Below are 19588 nucleotides of genomic sequence, written 5' to 3' on the forward strand. Positions count from 1 at the left end.
GGGCGACTGCATCGCTGGCAAGCCAGCTCCCACAACTGCACACAAGCGCTGCGCCAATGCCCCCAATATGCCCATGTGGGAGCCGGCTTGCCGGTGCTGCTTCAGACAAACCTGGGTGCCTGCATCGCTGGCAAGCCAGCTCCCACAACTGCACACAAGCCCTTGGCCAATGCACCAATATGCCCATGTGGGAGCCGGCTTGCCGGCGATGCTTCAGACAAACCCGGGCGCCTGCATCGCTGGCAAGCCAGCTCCCACAAGTGCACACAAGCCCTGCGCCAATGCCCCCAATATGCCCATGTGGGAGCCGGCTTGCCGGCGATGCTTCAGACATACCGGGGCGACTGCATCGCTGGCAAGCCAGCTCCCACAAGTGCACACAAGCCATGGGCCAATGCACCAATATGCCCATGTGGGAGCCGGCTTGCCGGTGCTGCTTCAGACAAACCCGGGTGCCTGCATCGCTGGCAAGCCAGCTCCCACAACTGCACACAAGCCCTGCGCCAATGCCCCCAATATGCCCATGTGGGAACCGGCTTGCCGGTGCTGCTTCAGACACACCGCAGCGCCTGCATCGCTGGCAAACCAGCTCCCACAAGTGCACACAAACCATGGGCCAATGCACCAATATGCCCATGTGGGAGCCGGCTTGCCGGCGATGCTTCAGACAAACCCGGGTGCCTGCATCGCTGGCAAGCCAGCTCCCACAAGTGCACACAAGCCCTGCGCCAATGCCCCCAATATGCCCATGTGGGAGCCGGCTTGCCGGCGATGCTTCAGACATACCGGGGCGCCTGCATCGCTGGCAAGCCAGCTCCCACAAGTGCACACAAGCCATGGGCCAATGCACCAATATGCCCATGTGGGAGCCGGCTTGACGGCGATGCTTCAGACACACCGCAGCGCCTGCATCGCTGGCAAGCCAGCTCCCACAAGTGCACACAAACCATGGGGCAATGCACCTATATGCCCCTGTGGGAGCCGGCTTGCCGGCGATGGCTGCCCCGGCTGCATGCTATCCCTGCCAGCCTCCGCCCAGCGCGGCGTATACGTCCACCAATGACAACGACACCTGGGCCGTGCTCTCGACCAGCGCGGCCTGGTTGGCCAGCAATGCATTTTGTACGGTCAATACGTTCAGAAAATCCACCGTGCCCTGGGCGTACTGTTGATGAACACTGTCCAGTGCATGCTGGCTATGCTCCACCGCCTGTGTGAGGCTGTCGCGCCGGCGCTGACCGGCCTGATAGGCAACCATCGCGTCGTCCACTTCGTGCCAGGCCCGCAACACGGTTTTGCGGTAGGCAATGGCCGCTTCTTGCTGGCGTCCTTCCTGCAATTGCAACGCCCCTTGCAAACGTCCGCCCTCGAACAGCGGTACGCTCAAGCCCGGCCCAAAGGCAAAACTGCGCGAACCCCAACTGCCCAGATCCGACAGTTGCAGCGCCTGGAACCCGAGGCTGCCGGACAAGGTGATACGCGGATAAAAATCCGCCCGGGCCATCCCGATCGAGGCTGTAGCCCCATGCAGACGGGCCTCGGCACGGCGGATATCAGGACGCCGCTGCGCCAGCTCACTGGGCAGACCGACCGGTACATCAGCCCCAAAGGCCGGAACCGCCTTGGGTTCGCTCAGTTGCTGTGCCATCGCCCGCGGCTCTCGGGCCAGCAGCAAGCTGAGGGCGTTGATCAACTGCGCGCTGTGCTGTTGCAAAGGCGCCGTTCGCGCTTCGATTTCTGCCACCTGGGCCGCCGCTTCGGACACTTCCAGGTCGGTGGCCACCCCCTCTTTTACCTGCAACCGGGTCAACTCCAGGCTGCGCCGGGCAATCTGCAGGTTCTGCTGTACCACGGCCAGTGCCTGCTGGGTGGCACGCAACTGGATATAGTGCTGTGCGGTCTGCACGATCACCAGTAACTGCACGCCATGGCGGTCTTCTTCGGCCATCTGCACAGAAGCATCGGCCGCTTCCACAGAGCGTTTGACCCGGCCCCACAAGTCGGCTTCCCAACTGAGCCCCAACCCGCCATTCCACAGGTTGAACGCCTGTTTGCCACTATGGCCCGAGGGGTCGTTCAAACCCTGCTGACTGTTGCGGCTACGGCTGTAAGCCAGGGACCCGTCAACCGCAGGCAGGCTGTCAGCCGCGATTTGCCGGCGAATGGCCCGGCTCTGCTCAAGCCGGCTGGCAGCCAGTTGCACATCGAAGTTGCTCTGCTGTGCTTCTTGCACCAGGGCCGATAATTGCGCATCGCCAAAACTGTCCCACCAGCGCGGGTCTACCGCCGACTCGACAGTGCGGCTATGACCCTGCTCACTTGCCACCGGAGCCCAACGCTCAGCCAGTTGCGGCACGGGGGCCTGAAAATCCGGCCCCAGTACACAACCACTCAAAGCCAGCGCGCTGTAACAGGCCACAGCGCAGACCAGAAAACCAGGCTTCATCGCACACTGACCTGTTCATTGGCAGTGGCTGTGGTGTCGATGGACGCATCCACCGACATTCCCAGACGCAGCCGCCCGGCTGACAACTGTCCCTGGTCCAGAGTGACTTTCACCGCAATGCGCTGCGCCACCTTGGTGAAGTTGCCCGTGGCGTTGTCCGGGGCAATGGCCGAAAACGTTACCCCTGTGGCCGGCGCAATACTGTCGACGACACCGAGCAGGGTTTCGCCGGGAAAGCTGTCGACCTTGATCGTGACCCGTTGCCCCGGGCTGACGTGGGTCAGTTGGCGCTCCAGAAAGTTGGCGACCACATACGCCTGGGCCAATGGCACCACCGCCAGCACTGAGTCACCCGGTTTTACATAGGCACCCAGGCGCACGCTGCGCCGGCCCACTACGCCATCGAAGGGCGCCACCAGGCGGGTGTGGGACAAGTCCAGCTCGGCCCGGGCCTGCAAGGCTTCGGCATGCTGTACCGAAGCCCGGGCAGCAGTGGTTTGCGCCACCAGCACCCGGGTTTGCTGGCGGGCAGCCTCCAGCGCAGCACGGTGTTGAGCCAGTTCGGCACGGGCGATCTGTGAGCGGTTTTTTGCCTGCTGCGAGTTTTGCAGCGTGCCCGCGCCCTGCCCGGCCAGATGTTCATAGCGCTTCAATTCATGCCGGGCAAACTCAACCTGGGCCAGATCAGCGTCAACCGTGGCACTGGCCTGCTCGATCAGCGAACGCTGACGCTCGAGCATGGCCAGCGCGTTGGCCAGTTGTGCCTGGGCCGTCGCCACATTGGCCCGGGTTGCTTGCAGATTGGTCTGGTAGTCCTGGGGATCAATGCGTACCAGCAACTGACCTGCCTTGACCGGCTGGTTGTCTTGCACCAGCACCTCATCGATAAAGCCTGCGACTTTTGGCGCGATCAAGGTGTAGTCGGCACTGACAAAGGCATCATTGGTGCTTTGTACTGTGCTGGTGGCAAAGATCAGTTGCCATAGCCCGTACAGCACGACTATCGCCACCAGGCCCGCACTGCCCAGTACCCAGGGCTTGCGCCCGATTGTTGTGGTCATTTCACGGCTCCAACAGCTGTGCCCGGCGGATAGATCCGCGTCGGGCCAAAAGGAATTAATACAATTAACAACAGCGCCAGACCGGCCATGTACAGATAGAGGTCTGAAGAGGTCAGGACCACCGCCTGCTGGTGTATCCGGTGTGCCAGATCTGTACTGCCAGCCACCAGCGGCGAGTTACCCAGGCGATCGATCAGCATCGTCGAGTGGAAGTGCTCGCGGTTGAGCGTCAACACCCCAAGAAGGCTGCCCGCGGCCGTTGCCGAAAAGCCTTTGACGGTATTGAACCAGGCCGAGGCAAACGGCCCGTCGGCCGGGTTCAGGCCACCGGTGGCCAACATCAACAAAGGAATCACTGCCATCGGCTGGGCGATGATTTGAATCGCCTGCAACGGGTAGAAGTTCTCCCGGCTCCACGCCGCCGTCACTTGTGAACCGATGCCACAGGCCAGTGCCAACAACCCGAGACCTATGGCCAGAACCCAGCGGCAATCAACCCGGCGCAGGTTGCACAGGGCAACCACCAGCGGCAGCGCAAGCAATTGCGGCAGCGCCACCAGCAACATCACCGGAGCGGTTTCCAGCGGGCGATAGCCCTGGATCTGGGCCAGATAGCTGGAGGGAATCTTGATCACTGCCAGCAATACAAACAGCACCCCGCCCAGGGTCAGCAAGGCGTGGGCCAGATTGCGGATTTTCAGCAATTGCAACTTGAAGAACGGCAGTGGATGAAACCATTCGTTGATAAAGAACAGCACCAGCAGCGTGCCGCCGCCGAAGATGAAAAACCGGATCATCGGCGACTCCAACCAGTTCAGGCGCTGGCCCAGTTCCAGCGCCAGAACCAGCATGATCAGGCCCGGCAACCCCAGGAGCAGGCCGCGCCAGTCAAACTGTTTGAAGCGCTCAAGGCGCAGCGGGTCCTGCGGCAGACCCCAGGCCACACAGCCCATTGCCAGCAGGCTTAGCGGCACAATCTGCCAGAACGCCCATTGCCAGCCGGCATATTCCACCCACCATGCGGACAGCGGCGTACCGAAGCTGGGGCCGAAGGTTGCGGTCAGCGCATAGCTGCCCAGGCCGTATAGGCGAATGCCCGGCGGTAAAAACCGTAGCGCCACCGACATCAGCATGGGCGGCAACGCGCCACCGGCAAACCCCTGCAAAGTGCGCAGCACCATCAGTACATCAACGTTAGGGGCAAACGGACAGAGGATGCCCAGCAGCAAAAAGGCACCTATGGCACACAGGGTGAAACGGCGCAGGGAGAATGTCGCAGCACACCAGGGTGCAAACGCCATGGCGCTGATCGACGTGGCGCTGTACACCGCCAGCAACCAGGTGCCCTCGTCATAGCCAATGCCCATGGCGCCACGGATATCGGGCATTGCCACCTTGGTCACGTTCTCGTTGAACCCCGAGACCAGCACCGCCAGCAATACCCCTACCAGCCCGGTAAAAATCCGCAGGCCAAAAGCAGCATTGGCTGGGGGGGATTTGGCTGACATCGCGGCAATCGTGGAACCGGCGGTCAGCGAGGTCATGCCCCGCCCTCCGGCGCCAGATGACGCCCACGTTTAAAACGCCAATACATGGCTGACTCCGTCTTTTAGATGACGAAAAGTTTAACCAGCAGGCAATGCTATAAAAATTGATAAATAGCTAACTATGGAGTGCGTCGGACGCAATCCACAGCCAGATCGAGAGCAAGCGTGTGCCTGAAGCGAGGATCTCTCAGGCCACGGCGTTATCGCAGAACGTCTTGAGGGTGCGGCGCAGCCAGCGGTGGGCATGGTCGTTGTCCAGACGCGGGTGCCAGGCTTGAAAGATTTCAACCGGTTGCAGGGGGATCGGCAATTCAAAAGGACGCAGTTTCAAACCCATTGGGGCCAGGGTTTTGAGCAAGACCTGGGGCATCAGCGGCAAGATCAAATCCGCGCCGGCCAGGGCAAAAATCGCCGAGTAAAAAGTGGGCGTGGTAAAGGACACCCGGCGCTCCAGCCCCTGCTCGGCCAGCACCGTATCAATCGGCCCGCGAGCCCGGCCCCGGCGCGAAACACTGATGTGGTCAAAGGCGATAAAGCGTTGCGCGGTGATGGGCTGATCGAAGATCGGATGACCTTCCCGCGCCAACCCCACAAAGGGGCAGGTAAACAGCCGCTGGACCTTGATGTCTGAACTGAATTTGTTGGTGGCACAGATGGCCAGGTCAATGCGCCCTTCGCTCAAGGCTTCATCATCGGTGAAGCCTTCAGGTACTACCCGCAGCGACGCCTTGGGCATCTCCAGGGCCATTTGCTGACGCAAGGCACCCCCGTACACACCGAAAAACACGTCATTGGCGCGAATGCTGAAGGTGCGCTCCAGCAGGCGCAGATCACTGTCCTGGCTCTGGGTGAAGACACCGTGGGCCAACTCCACCACGCCCCGCACCTGCTCGCGCAATTCCAGTGCCCGGGGGGTGGGCACCAGGCCACGTCCCGAACGCACCAGAATCGGGTCGTTCAAGGCATCGCGAATGCGGGTCAAGGTGCGGCTCATGGCCGGAGCACTCAGGTTCATGCGCCGGGCGGCGCCCACTACCGAGCCCTCTTCGAGCAAGACATTCAGGGCAACCAGCAGATTCAAGTCAGGTATTTGCATGGGGCCAAAGGGTAGCGTTTAACGCGCCGGATCGCTAGACGGGCAATTCTGCATTGTTGCATGACAGGTAAAACTGTATCGCCACTTGTTAGGTAGCTAACTAAGTTAAGGATTGGTACATTGTTTCCCGTCAGGCCGAGGCCTGACGCTCTCTTTGGTTGAGATTTTTGGCCATTACCGGATCCCCATGATGGTAATGGCCTTTTTTATTTCTTGAGCCACGCCACAACGCTTCCCCCGCCCCCCCCTCTTTATCGCGCCATGGCAACCCCGTTGCCGGTGGTGGCCTGACTGTTCCTGAACTACGCTCCGTGCGCATTCCATTACAGGGTTTGGGGGCTTTATGCAGCTAGGCAATAAAATTTCGAAACTGGAGCGGCTGCTCTGTAAATACAGCCGCTGGATTCATGCCGCGCGAATCAGCCTCGCCTTTCTGACCACCTTCGTTGCCATCCGCTATTTCAAACTCGACGGCGCGTCTTACGCCCTGATCACCATGCTGATCGTGATGGGGCCCCAGCCTTACTGGGGCAATGTGTCTTCCCGTGCCGTACAGCGCACCTTCGGCACCGTCATTGGTGCGCTGTCCGGGCTGGCGGGGCTGTATATGGAGCTCTACTCGTTTCCCGCGATGCTGGCGTGGAGCGCGGTCACGATGTTTATCGCCGGTTACCTGACCCTGGGTAAACACCCCTATATGGCCCTGTTGATCGGCGCCACCCTGGCGGTGGTCAGTTGCGCACCGCCCAACGACATGGAGTCGGCAATCACCCGCAGTCTTTATGTACTGGCAGGTTCGGTACTGGCCATGCTCTTCACCAGTATTTATCCGCAACGGGCGTATACCGACATGCGAATCAAATTCAGCGAAAGCCTGGGCAAACTCAGCGAGTTGTATGAAGCGTACTTCTCCCCGCTGGTGCTGGAGCGGCCCAATCTGGATGACAAGTTGAAAGACGAGCTGGACACAGTGGTCAAGCTACGCAATTACGTGTCGGCGGCCAGCAACGAAAGCAATTTGAAGCCCGAAGTTTTCAACTCCATGCAGACCCTGCACCGCAATTTGTTCACCACCATGAGCCTGATGATTGATGCCTACTGGGCGTCCCATGAAGGGCATAAGCTGATTGAGAGCGAGCCCGCCCTGCGCGACCTTAATCGCTTGATCCCGCAGGCCCTCGAGTCGCTGCAGGACAAGCTGTGCAACGGTGTTTCGGATAACCAGATCAGCGGTGAACTGCGCCAGAAAGCCAACGACTTGAAAGAGCTGGTGCTCAAGTGCATCGATGGCAAGGTCAACGAAACCCAGTTTTATGCCTTTGTCTGGCTGAGTCTGCAAATGCTCCGGCAACTGACCGATCTCAACGACCAGCTGCATGCTGCGTTTTACCAAAAAGGCCATCGGCATCTGTTGCTGAAAAATCCCCTACAAGCCCATAAATAGCGCCAGGCACTCTGGGTGGGCAATCGTCTATCTGGAGGCTAACAGGCGATCCGCCCGCTATTTTTCAGCAACCCATCACTCATTTAAATGACATATCGCACTAAAGATTAATAATTCTTCACTCAAAACAATGGGTTATCGGGTACCAAAGGCACTTGAAATCTCGCCAATACCTTCGTAACCCTATGTTTTTTAAATAGTTATAAGAAGTCAACAAGACTTTTATCAATATCTCCCCCCCCCTCCTCCAGCTTCTGGCCAGTCGGAAATTATGGTCTAGGTGTAGTGGTCAACTCATCCCGGACACGGTTTTGAGTTTTTCTTCCGTTTTCGCTGGGGCCAATCCATCGTTAAATTGATGAGGTCGGATCCAGTTGTAGTGATGCATCAGGTACTGGCTAATATCTCTCTGAGCCTGGTGGCCGGTCATGTAGCCAGTGGTTGGTATCCACTCTGTTTTCAAGCTGCGAAAAACCCGCTCCATCGGCGCATTATCCCAGCAGTTTCCTCGGCGGCTCATACTCTGACGCATGCGATAACGCCACAGCCGCTGGCGAAAGTTGCGGCTGCCATATTGGGATCCCTGGTCTGAGTGAAATAGCAGGCCTTGCGGCTTGCCACGCTGCTCGTAAGCCACATCCAACGCCTTGATCACCAAGTCTGCATCCGGCTTTTCTGATAACGCCCAGCCCACCACTCGGCGAGCGTAAAGATCCATGACAACCGCAAGGTAGTGCCATTTCCCCTGTGCCCAGATGTAGGTGATGTCGCCGCACCAGACCTGGTTGGGCGCTTCGACATCAAATTCTCGGTTCAATATATTTGGGATATCCGGCCGCTCGACTGTGGCCTTTTTATAGGCGTGTGATCCTGGCTGCTTGCTGACCAACTCCAGCTCACGCATCAGCCTGCGTACCTTAAACCGTCCAATTTGCTCACCTTCTTCTTGCATCATCAACGTGATGCTTCGACTGCCGGGAGCACTTCGGCCCTGGGTGAACAACTCGCTCACTCGGCTACGCAGCCTGAGCCGCTCAACATCTGGTGTTCGCCGCCTTAGACGATGCGCGTAGTACCCCGAACGAGCGACCTCAAACGCCTCGCACAAGCAGTCAACAGGCTCATGGACGCTTAGCTGATTGATCAGCGCGTACGCTCGAGATCTTCCGACATCAAGAGCGCGGTAGCCTTTTTTAATATTGATTTCTCGCGCTCGAGGCGAGCAATCCGAGCTTCCAACTCCTGGATTTTTTGCTGCTCTGGTGTCAGGGCCTTGCTCTGGGGCGTGACGCCGGTGCGCTCTTGCTGAAGCTGGTCGACCCAGCGGCGCAGCGCCGACTCACCAACACTCAGTGAACGACTGGCTTCGATGAAGCTGTAGTTTTGCTTGAGCACGAGGTCGGCAGCCTCGCGTTTGAATTCAGCGGAAAAGGTACGGCGTTGTTTGGTCATCTGACACCTCGATCTGGCGAGCATTCTCGCCTAAAAGGGTGTCCGGTTTCATTAGACCACTACAAGGCTCTGTTCGCGCCCGTCTGACAAGGATTTGAACGGTTGAGCCCCATGAAAACAAATCTCGCATTCGCCACCCCGCCACACCTTTTACCCACCTTCGCAAGCGTTCAACGTGCGCAGCGTTTTTGCCTGCACCTCTGCCCGACCGGCACTCCAGAACTTAAATTTTTTACCGCACTGTAGATAGGAGGGCTTATGCAGCTCACCCCGAGAGAAATCGACAAACTGATGATTTACACCTTGTCGGACGTGGCATTGCGACGCAAGGCTCGTGGCTTGAAGTTGAACTATCCGGAAGCAGTTTCGATTATCACCGTGACCGCACTGGAAGGCGCACGGGACGGAAAGTCGGTTGAAGACGTAATGAATGAAGCCAGCAAGGTGTTGACCAAAGACGATGTCATGGAAGGCGTCAGTGACCTAATTCCCAACGTTCAGGTTGAAGCGATTTTCACCGATGGCAGCCGCCTGGTTACGGTCCACGACCCGATCAAGTAAAGGCGCCCGCGACATCCGGCTAACGCAAGACAGACCCGTTTTGAGGAATCAGTCATGAGCAGCAAAAAACCCGCGACTCCCGCCAGTGCAGCAAGCCCGCACCAGGATACCCATCCGGATCACAAGATCCCCCATGCCAAAAACCCTGGCGGTGTGCATCAGGGTAATGAACAGGACGTGCCGCTGGGTGGCTGCATCTACGCCAGCAGCCCGATCGTGTTCAACGAAGATCGCCCGGTAACCAAGGTCAAGGTGCGTAACACCGGTGACCGGCCGATTCAGATCGGCTCGCACTTTCATTTTTTCGAAGTTAACCGTGCACTTGAATTCGATCGCGCAGAGGCCTTTGGCAAACGGTTGAATATTTCCTCAACCACTGCGATCCGCTTCGAGCCGGGTGACGAGATTGAAGTGTCGCTGGTGCCTTACGGTGGCAAGCAAACCCTGTACGGCTTCAACAACCTGGTGGATGGCTGGGCGCCGGACAAACTGACCAGCAACCATGAACGCCCGGAAAAACTGCAAGCGATCCAGCGCGCGCGCGATCACGGCTTCAAGTTTTCCAAGCCCGCCAAGTAATCAACGCATTCCCATACTTTGCACTCGCGCCGTTGAGTTATTGACGCCCGTGCGGCATTAGAAAGGAGCCACCGATGCCTACCATTTCACGCAAAGAATACGCCGGCCTGTTCGGCCCGACCACGGGCGACAAGATCCGCCTGGGTGATACCAACCTGTTTGTCGAAATTGAAAAGGATTTACGCGGTTACGGCGACGAGTCCGTATACGGCGGCGGTAAATCCCTGCGTGACGGCATGGGCGCCGACAACACCCTGACCCGCGATAACGGCGTACTGGACCTGGTGATCACCAACGTCACCATCATCGACCCGATCCAGGGCGTGATCAAAGCCGACGTCGGCATCCGCGACGGCAAGATTGCCGGGATTGGTAAAAGCGGTAACCCGGGCACCATGAATGGCGTAACCCCGGGCCTGGTGGTGGGTGTGAGCACCGACGCCATCTCCGGCGAACATCTGATTCTGACCGCTGCCGGGATCGACACCCACGTTCACCTGATCTCGCCTCAACAGGCTTATCACGCGCTGTCCAACGGTGTGACCACCTTCTTTGGCGGCGGCATCGGCCCGACTGACGGCACCAATGGCACCACAGTGACCCCCGGGCCCTGGAACATCCGCCAGATGCTGCGCTCACTCGAAGGCTTGCCGATCAACGTCGGCATGCTGGGCAAAGGCAACTCCTATGGTCGCGACCCGCTGGTCGAACAAGTGATCGCCGGGGTTGCCGGGTTCAAGGTTCACGAGGACTGGGGCGCAACTTCAAACGCCCTGCGTCACGCGCTGCGTACTGCCGATGAACTGGACGTCCAGATCTCGGTGCACACCGACAGCCTCAACGAATGCGGTTACGTCGAAGACACCATCGACGCTTTCGAAGGTCGCACCATTCACACCTTCCACACCGAAGGTGCGGGTGGCGGTCACGCCCCGGACATCATCAAGGTCGCCAGCCAGACCAACGTGCTGCCGAGCTCCACCAACCCGACCCTGCCCTATGGCATCAACAGCCAGGCCGAGTTGTTCGACATGATCATGGTCTGTCACAACCTCAACCCGAACGTACCGGCCGACGTGTCGTTTGCCGAAAGCCGGGTGCGTCCGGAAACCATCGCCGCCGAAAACGTGCTGCAGGACATGGGCGTGATTTCGATGTTTTCCAGCGATTCCCAGGCCATGGGCCGGGTCGGTGAAAACTGGTTGCGGGTGATGCAGACCGCCCACGCGATGAAAGCCTCCCGCGGCAAGCTGCCGGAAGACAGCGCCGACAACGACAACTTCCGGGTGCTGCGTTACGTGGCCAAAATCACCATCAACCCGGCTCTCGCCCAGGGCATCAGCCACGTGCTGGGCTCGGTGGAAGTCGGCAAAATGGCCGACCTGGTGCTGTGGGACCCGCGCTTCTTCGGGGCCAAACCGAAGCTGGTGATCAAGGGTGGCATGATCAACTGGGCCGCCATGGGCGATCCGAACGCCTCGCTGCCAACCCCGCAGCCTGTGTACTACCGCCCGATGTTTGGCGCCCAGGGCAAAACCCTGCAAGACACCTGCGTGACCTTTGTCTCCCAGGCAGCGGTGGATGACGGCGTCAAGGAAAAAGCCGGGCTGGAGCGTCAGGTGATGGCGGTGCGCGGTTGCCGGACCGTCTCCAAAAGGGATCTGGTGCGCAACGATAAAACCCCGCATATCGAGGTCGATCCGGAAACCTTCGCCGTGAAGGTCGATGGCGTGCACGCCACGTGCAAACCCATAGATACGGCCGCGATGAACCAGCGTTATTTCTTTGGCTGAGACTGTGGGAGCCGGCCCGGCGATGCAGACCACGCAGTTGCGTCTGTGTCGCCAGGCCCGGCACCCGCAGGGTGTGGTCCGTAACAATCAAGGAAGGAGTTTGCAACGTGATTTTGATTGAACACATTCTGGGCAATGCCAAGAAAGACCCGGTCTGGAAACAGAAACTGGAAGGCGCCAACGTCGACCTGCTGGTGCTTGATCAGCGTGAAGCGCAAAAAAGCCGCTGCCGGCGCACCAGTATCGGCGGGCTCGATCTGGGGATTTCGCTGGAACGCAACGTAGTGTTGTCCGATGGCGATGTACTGATGTGGGATGAACCATCGCGCACCGCCGTGGTGGTGCAGTTGAACCTGCGCGACGTGATGGTGATTGACCTCAAGGAGCTGAAAAAACAGCCCCTGGACGTACTGATCAAAACCAGCTTCGAGCTGGGCCACGCCCTGGGTAACCAGCACTGGAAAGCGGTGACCAAGAACAACGAGGTGTACATCCCGCTCACGGTCGAAACCAAAATGATGGATTCGGTGATGCGCACCCACGGCTTCCAGCATCTGCCGTACGCCTTTATTGGCGGCGCCGAGATCCTGCCCAAGCTCACCACCTCCGAAGCACGCCTGCTGTTTGGTGGCGCCGAAGAAACCGACACCCACGTTCACGTTGCCAGCCCGCAAGACAAGCTCGATGCTGCCGCCCTCAAGATCCAGGGCCTGCACAGCCATGGCGACGGTATCAGCCACAGTCACGGGCATGACCACGGCCACTCGCACCACGATCACGACCATAAGCATTAAATCCGGCAAGAAGGCGCCTAGATGAACGCATCTGATCTAATTCGCATCATGCAGTTTGGCGATTCCGTATTGCCAGTGGGTGCCTTTTCGTTCTCGAACGGCGTTGAATCCGCCATTCAGAAAGGCATCGTCCACGATGTCGCGACCCTCAAAGGCTTTGTCCTCACCGCCCTCAAACAAGCGGCCAGTTGTGATGGCATGGGCGTGGTCGCCGCCCACCGCGCGGCCAGCAATGATGATCGTGACGGAATTTTGCGCGCCGACTGGGCCGTAAATAACCGCAAGCTCAACGAAGAAAGCCGGTTGATGGCCACGCGCATGGGCAAAAAACTGGCAGAAATGTCGATCCATGTCGTCGAGAAACCGCTGGTGCGCTGGTGGCTGGAGCAGATCAAGGCCGGTAATGCAGCGGGCACCTACCCCGTCACCCAGGCGGTAGTGATGTCGACCCAGGGCATTGGCGCCCGCGAGGTGGTGGTGATGCACCAGTACGGTGTGGCCATGACCATTCTCAGCGCCGCGATGCGCTTGATGCGGGTCACGCACCTGGACACCCAGCACATCCTGTTCGAACTCAACCACGACATTGAAGCGTTCTGCGACATCGCCGAAATCGGTGATATCGAGCAAATGTCGTCCTATGTGCCGATTGTCGACGTGCTGGCTGCCGTCCACGTCAAAGCCCACGTGCGGCTATTTATGAACTGATGCTGCAAGCGAATCCGGATCAACAGCGCTGACCTGAGTCGACGCTGAATCAGCTTCAATTTTTTGTTAAGGAATTTATCGTGAAAAAGATTACTCGCATTGGTATTGGCGGCCCGGTCGGCTCTGGTAAAACCGCGATCATCGAAGTGATCACTCCGATCCTGATCAACCGTGGCTACAAGCCGCTGATCATCACCAACGACATCGTGACCACCGAAGACGCCAAACAGGTCAAGCGCACGCTCAAAGGCATCCTCGACGAAGACAAGATTCTGGGGGTCGAAACCGGTGCCTGCCCGCATACCGCAGTGCGTGAAGATCCGAGCATGAACATTGCCGCAGTCGAGGAAATGGAAGAGAAGTTTCCGGACAGCGACCTGATCATGATCGAAAGCGGTGGCGACAACCTGACCCTGACCTTCAGCCCGGCCCTGGCCGACTTCTACATCTACGTGATTGACGTGGCCGAAGGCGAAAAAATCCCCCGCAAGAACGGCCCGGGACTGGTGCAGGCGGACATTCTGATCATCAACAAAATCGACCTGGCACCCTACGTCGGCGCCAGCCTCGATGTGATGGAAAGCGACACCAAGGTGGTGCGTGGCAACCGCCCTTATATCCTCACCAACTGCAAGACCGGCCAGGGCATCGAAGAGCTGGTGGACATGATCGAACACATGTTCCTGTTCGCCCAGAAACCGGCGGCCAAGAGTGAGGTCACTGCATGACAGCCCAATGCCAGATCGTGAACAACCCTTCAAGGCTTCGCGCTCACTCATTGGGTAACGATGCGCCGGAGCTTGCGCAGTATCAGGACGAGCCGCCGCAAATGAGCAGCGGCGCCGTCGGCAAAAGTGGTTACTTGCGCCTTGGTTTTGAAAAACGCGGTAACCGCAGCGTGCTGGCGGACATGGAGCGGCGGGTTCCGTCGCTGGTGCAGCGGGCACTGTATTGGGACGAAATAATGCCCGAACTGCCCTGCGTGACCATGATTTCGACCTCGGGCTGCATCCTGCAGGGCGATCGCCTGGCCACTGATGTCAATGTCGGGGTGGGTGCCTGCGGGCACGTCACCACCCAGTCGGCGACCAAAGTGCACTCGATGAACGCCAACTACGCCTCGCAAATCCAGAATTTTCGGGTTGAAGAAGATGGCTACCTGGAGTTCATGCCCGATCCCTTGATCCCCCATCGCAATGCGCGGTTTATCACCGAAACCAGAATCAGTATCCACCCTACGGCTACGGCGATTTACTGCGAAATCCTGATGTCGGGACGCAAGTATCACCATGTCGACGAGCGTTTCGGCTTTGACGTGTATTCCTCACGGGTCACGGCCGAAAACCTTGAAGGCAAGGAACTGTTTGTCGAGAAGTACATTCTGCAACCGAAAGAGGAAAGCCTGGACGCCATCGGCGTCATGCAAACCTTCGATGTGTTCGGCAACGTCGTGTTGCTGACCCCCAAGGAGCATCACGACCGGATAGTCGAGCGCGTCCCTGCGATCTTCGACATGGAGGCAGGAATTGCCAGCGGTGTCACCCGCTTGCCAAACAACTGCGGGCTGATTTTCAAAGTGCTGGGCAATGACAGCGGTGAAGTCAAAGCGCAGGTGCGCGAGTTCTGGAAAGTCGCCCGTGAAGAGATTCTGGGCCTGACGTTGCAACCGCAATTTTTGTGGCGATAGGAAATACCAAATGGATCCTGTGGGGGCCGGCTTGCCCGCGATAAAGGCAAAGCGGTTTGACTGACACTGCGCAGTGATGCTTTCGCTGGCAAGCCGGCTCCCCTTGCGATGGATCTGGCCAAGTGCACAATCGGGAGAGTCAATATGGATGCTGCATCAGCCCCTACGTCCAAGTGGTCACAGCTGACCCAAGGTAACGTCTTTCTGGAGTTCATAGACGTTACCCTGCGCGGTTGTGCCCAGGTCATGTTCCAGAACAATCCGCTGACCGGACTGCTGTTTTTTGCCGCGATTTTTGTCGGTGCCTATGGTGAGGGCAACCCCGCGGTGGCCTATGGCGCGGTACTGGGTACTGTGGTTGCTACCCTTACCGGCTTGAACCTCAAGGACCGTAAATCCTGGAAAGCCGGTTTGTATGGCTATAACGGCTGCCTGGTGGGGGCAGCCTTGCCAACATTTCTGGATGTCACACCGGCGCTCTGGTTGTGCATCATCCTCGGCAGCATGGTCTCGGTGATCGTCATGATTTGCATCGCCGACATTCTCAAGACGTGGAAAGTCGCCGCCCTTACCGCCCCTTTCGTGCTGGTGACCTGGATCATGTTACTGGCCAGCTATGCCTTTGGCGGCCTGAACAGCAGCGTCTTGCCGGTACCCAACCTGCCCCATGAGCTGGTCGCGGTGAACAGCAGCCTGTTCGACGGCATCCATTTGGTCGATGGCACCTTCTACGGCATTTCCGAAGTGTTCCTGTTCAGCAGTGTCATTGGCAGCGTGCTGCTGCTGGCGGGGCTGGCGGTGTCCTCGGTATGGGCCGCAGTGTTTGGATTGTGCGGTTCGCTGCTGGCGATTCTGGTGGCCACGGTGCTGCAGGCCGAACACACCAGCGTCAATAACGGGATGTATGCATTCAGTGCCGTACTGACGGCCATCGCCCTGGGTTCGACCTTCAACAAGCCCAGCCGGCGCGTGCTGATCTATACCCTGATCGGGGTGATTTTCACTGTATTTGTACAGGGCGCCTTGAATACGCTACTGGCACCCGTTGGCATCCCGACCCTGACCATGCCGTTTGTTCTGGCGTCATGGCTATTCCTGGTCCCGAACAAGGATGTGATGCCGCATCACCGTCAATAACGCCCGACTTTTACAGGGAATTTTTCAATGACAGCTATCGCCCGGTTAGCGCCCGCTATCGAGTCGTCCAGCACGACGCGGCGCGCCATCTATTTATTGATCGGCCTGATCGCTGCCAACCTGCTTGCCTGGGCCTGGGCTTTTATCGAGTTCGGCGCCAACCCGGTATTGATGGGCACCGCGTTACTGGCTTACAGCTTCGGCCTGCGGCATGCCGTGGATGCAGACCACATTGCCGCCATCGACAACGTCACCCGCAAGCTGATGCAACAAGGCAAAAAACCCATTGCCGTGGGTACCTGGTTCTCCCTGGGACATTCCACCATCGTGGTGCTGGCATCCTTCGCCATTGCAGCCACAGCCATGGCATTCAAGGACGACATGGCCTGGTTCCATGAAACCGGCGGCCTGATTGGCACCCTGGTTTCTTCCGCCTTCCTGCTGCTGTTTGGCCTGCTCAATCTGGTGATCCTGCTGTCGGTGTACAAGAAGTTCAAACAGGTCAAGGCCGGCCAGCAACTGGCCCCCGAAGAACTCGACCTGCTGGTCGCCAACAAGGGTGGATTGATGGCGCGGATCTTTGGCCGGCTGTTCAATCTGGTGGATAAAAGCTGGCACATGTACCCGGTTGGTTTTTTGTTCGGCCTGGGCTTCGACACTGCCACCGAGATCGGCCTGCTGGGTATCAGTGCCACCAGCGCCTCACACGGCATCAGCCTGTGGTCGATCATGGTGTTCCCGGTGCTGTTTGCGGTGGGCATGGCCCTGATCGATTCACTGGACAACTTCGTGATGATCGGCGCCTACGGCTGGGCCTTCTCCAAACCGGTGCGCAAGCTTTACTACAACATCACCATCACCGCCGCTTCGGTGGTGGTGGCCCTGTTTATCGGCGGGATCGAAGCATTGGGCCTGATCGCCGACAAGCTTGAATTAACCGGCGGGATCTGGACCCCGATCAATGCCATCAACGAAAACTTCGGCCAAATTGGCTACTGGATCATCGGCATGTTTGTGCTGTGCTGGCTGATCTCGGGCCTTAACTACTATCTGCGCGGTTACGACCAACTGGGAGCCAATACCTGATGAAATTTGTCACAGTGCGGGCCTGCTGCGGGCAGCCTGCGAAACCTGGCCTAAAATCCATCCACCTCTCAACAGACGCGTCGTAGGTACTATGACTTTATTACAGGACGTAAAAAATCGGCTTTCCTTTGCCTACGGGGTCGCCTTGCTGGTGGCCATCAATGGCTTTCTCTTGTTCTTGCCGGTGCTGCAACGGGGGGTTGCGCACTCCAATGAGGCTGGTGGCTCATTTGACACTTGGAAGGAGGCGCTAAGCTTTTTGGCCTTGCTGGAAATACCCGGGTTCGTGGTGGGCTTTGTTCTGGTGCTGATGTCATTGGGGCTGCTGATCAAGTCCCGCATCAGTTGGTTCTTCGCCCTGTTGCTGCTGGTGGCTACGGTTTGCGTTGATTTTTTCATTCTGAAAAAGCCCGGCGGCATCACCTTCTTCTCGATCTTCACCATTGCGGTACTGGCCTTTTATTGGCGCCGGTTTGACCACTACAGCCTGGCCACCGGCAGCTTCTTTGCAGTGGTCAGCATCGCCTCGCTGATTGTCTACAGCACCCTGGGCACGCTTTACCTGGGCGAAGAGTTCGCACCGGCGGTGACAGATCTGCCGTCGGCGTTTTACTTCGCCATTGTGGTGATGTCCACCGTAGGCTTTGGCGACATAGTGCCGCACACCACCGATGCGCGTTTTTTCACCCTGACGGTGATCATTCTGGGCATCACCATCTTCGCGATCTCGGTGGCGTCCATTGCCGGCCCGCTGATCAGCAACAACATCCAACGAATCGTTAAAGGCAGGATTACCCATATGGCCCGTAAAAATCACTACATCCTTGTCGGCGTCGGCTCATTGGCCCAGAACATTTACAAGGGCCTGAGCGATCGTGGTGAGCATGTCACCGTTGTGTGCGCCACCGGCAGCCAGCACGAGCTACCGGAAAAGGCCGACATCATTGAAGGTGATCCATCGTCGGTAGCCACCCTCAAACTGGCCGGGGCTGCGGATGCCAAGTACATCGTGACCCTGTGCGACAGTGACGCCGAAAACGTCTTCACAATTCTGGCGGCCAAGGAAATAGCCGGTGACGACACCCAGATCATCGCGCTGGTCAATGAAACGCGGAACATGCCCAAGGTCAAACGCGTCAACCCGACCATGGTGCTGTCGTTGCCGCTGCTGGGCAGTGAGTTGCTGGTACGCACCCTTGAGGGGGATGAAATCAACAAGGACCTGATCACCGAAATGTTCTTTGGCAAACGTACTTCCCTGGCCTGACCCGGGCTGAAACTGCAGGAGCGAGCTTTTCAGGATCAAAAGATCGCGAACAAGCCCGCTCCTGCAGGGTCAGGGCTTTAATCTGTCGCTGGCAATGGTTTAACCCTGGCTCCGGCGAACAGGCCCAGTTCAACCGCGGCAAAACCTACCACCAGGCTGGCCACCAGATAGCAGATGGATAGCAGCACCCCGCCCGGATCTTTCATCATCTCCACCGCACCGAATACAAAACTGGAAAAAGTAGAAAGCCCGCCCATGATCCCGGTGCCGATCATTACGTGTACGTATTGATTGATCCGGTTGCTCTTGAACAGCGAAGTGGCGACGCCCAACAGGAATGCCGCGACGATATTGGCGACAAAAATATCCATGGGAAAACCGTCGGCCAGGCGTGGTATCGACAGCATTACAAACTCGCGGCACATGGCACCGAATGCCCCACCGACGAAAATCAGAATAATCAGATTCAGCATATTCCCTGCTCCTTGTCAGCGCGCCAGCCAGGCGCCAAATGCGGCAGCGGCCAGACCCACCAGTACCGAAATGATCAGATAGCCGCCAGCCAGTGCACGGTCCCTGGCGTTGGCCAGTTTGGAGGCGTCCAGTTGCATGCTGCTGAACGTGGTATAGCCACCGAGAATGCCGGTGAGCACGGCAGCATTCATTACATCGCCATAACGGTCGCGCCAGTCCACGGCAAACAGAATGCTCAGGTAGCCGATAACAAAGGCACCGCTGACGTTGATCAGAAACGTGCCCAACGGAAATTTGCCTTTATAAAACTGCCCGACCCGCAGCCCGATCCACCAGCGCAGCAGCGAGCCCAGGCCACCTCCCAGCCCCACCCAAAAAACGTCCAGCGCAGTCATGTAGATCCCTCTCGTGTCTGTTGGTTTGGGGGGAACTCTAGTTCATAAGGTCAGTGGTCGC

17 protein-coding genes and 1 pseudogene are annotated in these 19588 nt (G+C 58.2%); 11 read left to right on the top strand and 7 right to left on the bottom strand.

The window, feature by feature from the left end; genetic code table 11:
- Positions 1-1015: 1015 nt before the first annotated feature.
- The 4 genes from JQ848_RS13725 to JQ848_RS13740 form a co-directional block, all read right to left on the bottom strand.
- Complete coding sequence (locus JQ848_RS13725; protein ID WP_202210844.1) at positions 1016-2446, bottom strand: efflux transporter outer membrane subunit; 1431 nt, start codon at positions 2444-2446, stop codon at positions 1016-1018.
- On the bottom strand, positions 2443-3507 hold the full coding sequence (locus JQ848_RS13730) for an HlyD family secretion protein (protein WP_202210845.1): 1065 nt from the start codon (positions 3505-3507) through the stop codon (positions 2443-2445). The genes JQ848_RS13725 and JQ848_RS13730 overlap by 4 nt, the downstream gene beginning before the upstream one ends.
- Positions 3504-5051 carry an MFS transporter gene (locus JQ848_RS13735; RefSeq protein ID WP_003444960.1) on the bottom strand — a complete coding sequence of 516 codons (1548 nt, stop codon included), beginning with the start codon at positions 5049-5051 and terminating at the stop codon, positions 3504-3506. The genes JQ848_RS13730 and JQ848_RS13735 overlap by 4 nt, the downstream gene beginning before the upstream one ends.
- A gap of 190 nt (positions 5052-5241) precedes the next feature.
- The gene (locus JQ848_RS13740) at positions 5242-6150 is read right to left on the bottom strand and encodes a LysR family transcriptional regulator (RefSeq protein WP_037001729.1); all 909 of its coding nucleotides are present in this window, start codon (positions 6148-6150) and stop codon (positions 5242-5244) included.
- A gap of 343 nt (positions 6151-6493) precedes the next feature.
- Here JQ848_RS13740 and JQ848_RS13745 point away from each other — a divergent pair, with 343 nt between their 5' ends.
- Positions 6494-7594 carry an FUSC family protein gene (locus tag JQ848_RS13745; RefSeq protein WP_202210846.1) on the top strand — a complete coding sequence of 367 codons (1101 nt, stop codon included), beginning with the start codon at positions 6494-6496 and terminating at the stop codon, positions 7592-7594.
- Positions 7595-7883: 289 nt separating this feature from the next.
- Here the strand turns inward: JQ848_RS13745 and JQ848_RS13750 are convergent.
- Positions 7884-9046, bottom strand: a protein-coding gene (locus JQ848_RS13750) for an IS3 family transposase (RefSeq protein WP_095019831.1) whose coding sequence is annotated in 2 segments (ribosomal slippage) — positions 7884-8791 and positions 8791-9046 — 1164 coding nt in all. Because the reading frame shifts where the segments join, the coding sequence is not laid out codon by codon here.
- A gap of 258 nt (positions 9047-9304) precedes the next feature.
- On the opposite strand from JQ848_RS13750, the gene JQ848_RS13755 reads away from it, so the two are divergent.
- From JQ848_RS13755 to kch, 10 genes and pseudogenes are all read left to right on the top strand, one after another.
- Positions 9305-9607, top strand: coding sequence for an urease subunit gamma (locus tag JQ848_RS13755; RefSeq protein ID WP_003444963.1), 303 nt, complete (start codon positions 9305-9307; stop codon positions 9605-9607).
- A gap of 54 nt (positions 9608-9661) precedes the next feature.
- Positions 9662-10081 (top strand): annotated as a pseudogene (ureB, locus tag JQ848_RS13760) (urease subunit beta); the annotation flags it as partial.
- Positions 10082-10260: 179 nt separating this feature from the next.
- Complete coding sequence (locus tag JQ848_RS13765; protein ID WP_202210847.1) at positions 10261-11979, top strand: urease subunit alpha; 1719 nt, start codon at positions 10261-10263, stop codon at positions 11977-11979.
- Between the two features lie 107 nt (positions 11980-12086).
- The gene (locus JQ848_RS13770; RefSeq protein WP_003444967.1) at positions 12087-12773 is read left to right on the top strand and encodes an urease accessory protein UreE; all 687 of its coding nucleotides are present in this window, start codon (positions 12087-12089) and stop codon (positions 12771-12773) included.
- A 21-nt stretch (positions 12774-12794) separates the two neighbouring features.
- A complete protein-coding gene (locus JQ848_RS13775) occupies positions 12795-13481 on the top strand; it encodes an urease accessory protein UreF (protein ID WP_003444968.1) in 687 nt (228 codons plus the stop codon).
- An 80-nt stretch (positions 13482-13561) separates the two neighbouring features.
- Positions 13562-14209 carry an urease accessory protein UreG gene (gene ureG / locus JQ848_RS13780; protein WP_003444969.1) on the top strand — a complete coding sequence of 216 codons (648 nt, stop codon included), beginning with the start codon at positions 13562-13564 and terminating at the stop codon, positions 14207-14209.
- Positions 14206-15168 carry an urease accessory protein UreD gene (locus JQ848_RS13785; RefSeq protein WP_029612920.1) on the top strand — a complete coding sequence of 321 codons (963 nt, stop codon included), beginning with the start codon at positions 14206-14208 and terminating at the stop codon, positions 15166-15168. Before ureG ends, JQ848_RS13785 begins: the two co-directional genes overlap by 4 nt.
- Positions 15169-15312: 144 nt before the next feature.
- Positions 15313-16305 (top strand): urea transporter, encoded by a 993-nt coding sequence (gene yut, locus JQ848_RS13790; protein WP_202210848.1) that lies wholly within the window; start codon positions 15313-15315, stop codon positions 16303-16305.
- 27 nt (positions 16306-16332) lie between these two features.
- The gene (locus JQ848_RS13795) at positions 16333-17391 is read left to right on the top strand and encodes a HoxN/HupN/NixA family nickel/cobalt transporter (RefSeq protein WP_003444972.1); all 1059 of its coding nucleotides are present in this window, start codon (positions 16333-16335) and stop codon (positions 17389-17391) included.
- 91 nt (positions 17392-17482) lie between these two features.
- On the top strand, positions 17483-18658 hold the full coding sequence (gene kch / locus JQ848_RS13800; protein ID WP_010657204.1) for a voltage-gated potassium channel protein: 1176 nt from the start codon (positions 17483-17485) through the stop codon (positions 18656-18658).
- A gap of 77 nt (positions 18659-18735) precedes the next feature.
- Here kch and crcB read toward each other — a convergent pair whose 3' ends face one another.
- Both crcB and JQ848_RS13810 read right to left on the bottom strand, forming a co-directional pair.
- Positions 18736-19131, bottom strand: coding sequence for a fluoride efflux transporter CrcB (gene crcB / locus JQ848_RS13805; RefSeq protein ID WP_003444974.1), 396 nt, complete (start codon positions 19129-19131; stop codon positions 18736-18738).
- A gap of 15 nt (positions 19132-19146) precedes the next feature.
- Positions 19147-19527 carry a fluoride efflux transporter FluC gene (locus JQ848_RS13810; RefSeq protein WP_003444975.1) on the bottom strand — a complete coding sequence of 127 codons (381 nt, stop codon included), beginning with the start codon at positions 19525-19527 and terminating at the stop codon, positions 19147-19149.
- Positions 19528-19588 lie beyond the last annotated feature (61 nt).

The sequence above is a fragment of the Pseudomonas paraversuta genome (assembly GCF_904067025.1).
In the GTDB taxonomy this organism is placed as follows: domain Bacteria; phylum Pseudomonadota; class Gammaproteobacteria; order Pseudomonadales; family Pseudomonadaceae; genus Aquipseudomonas; species Aquipseudomonas paraversuta.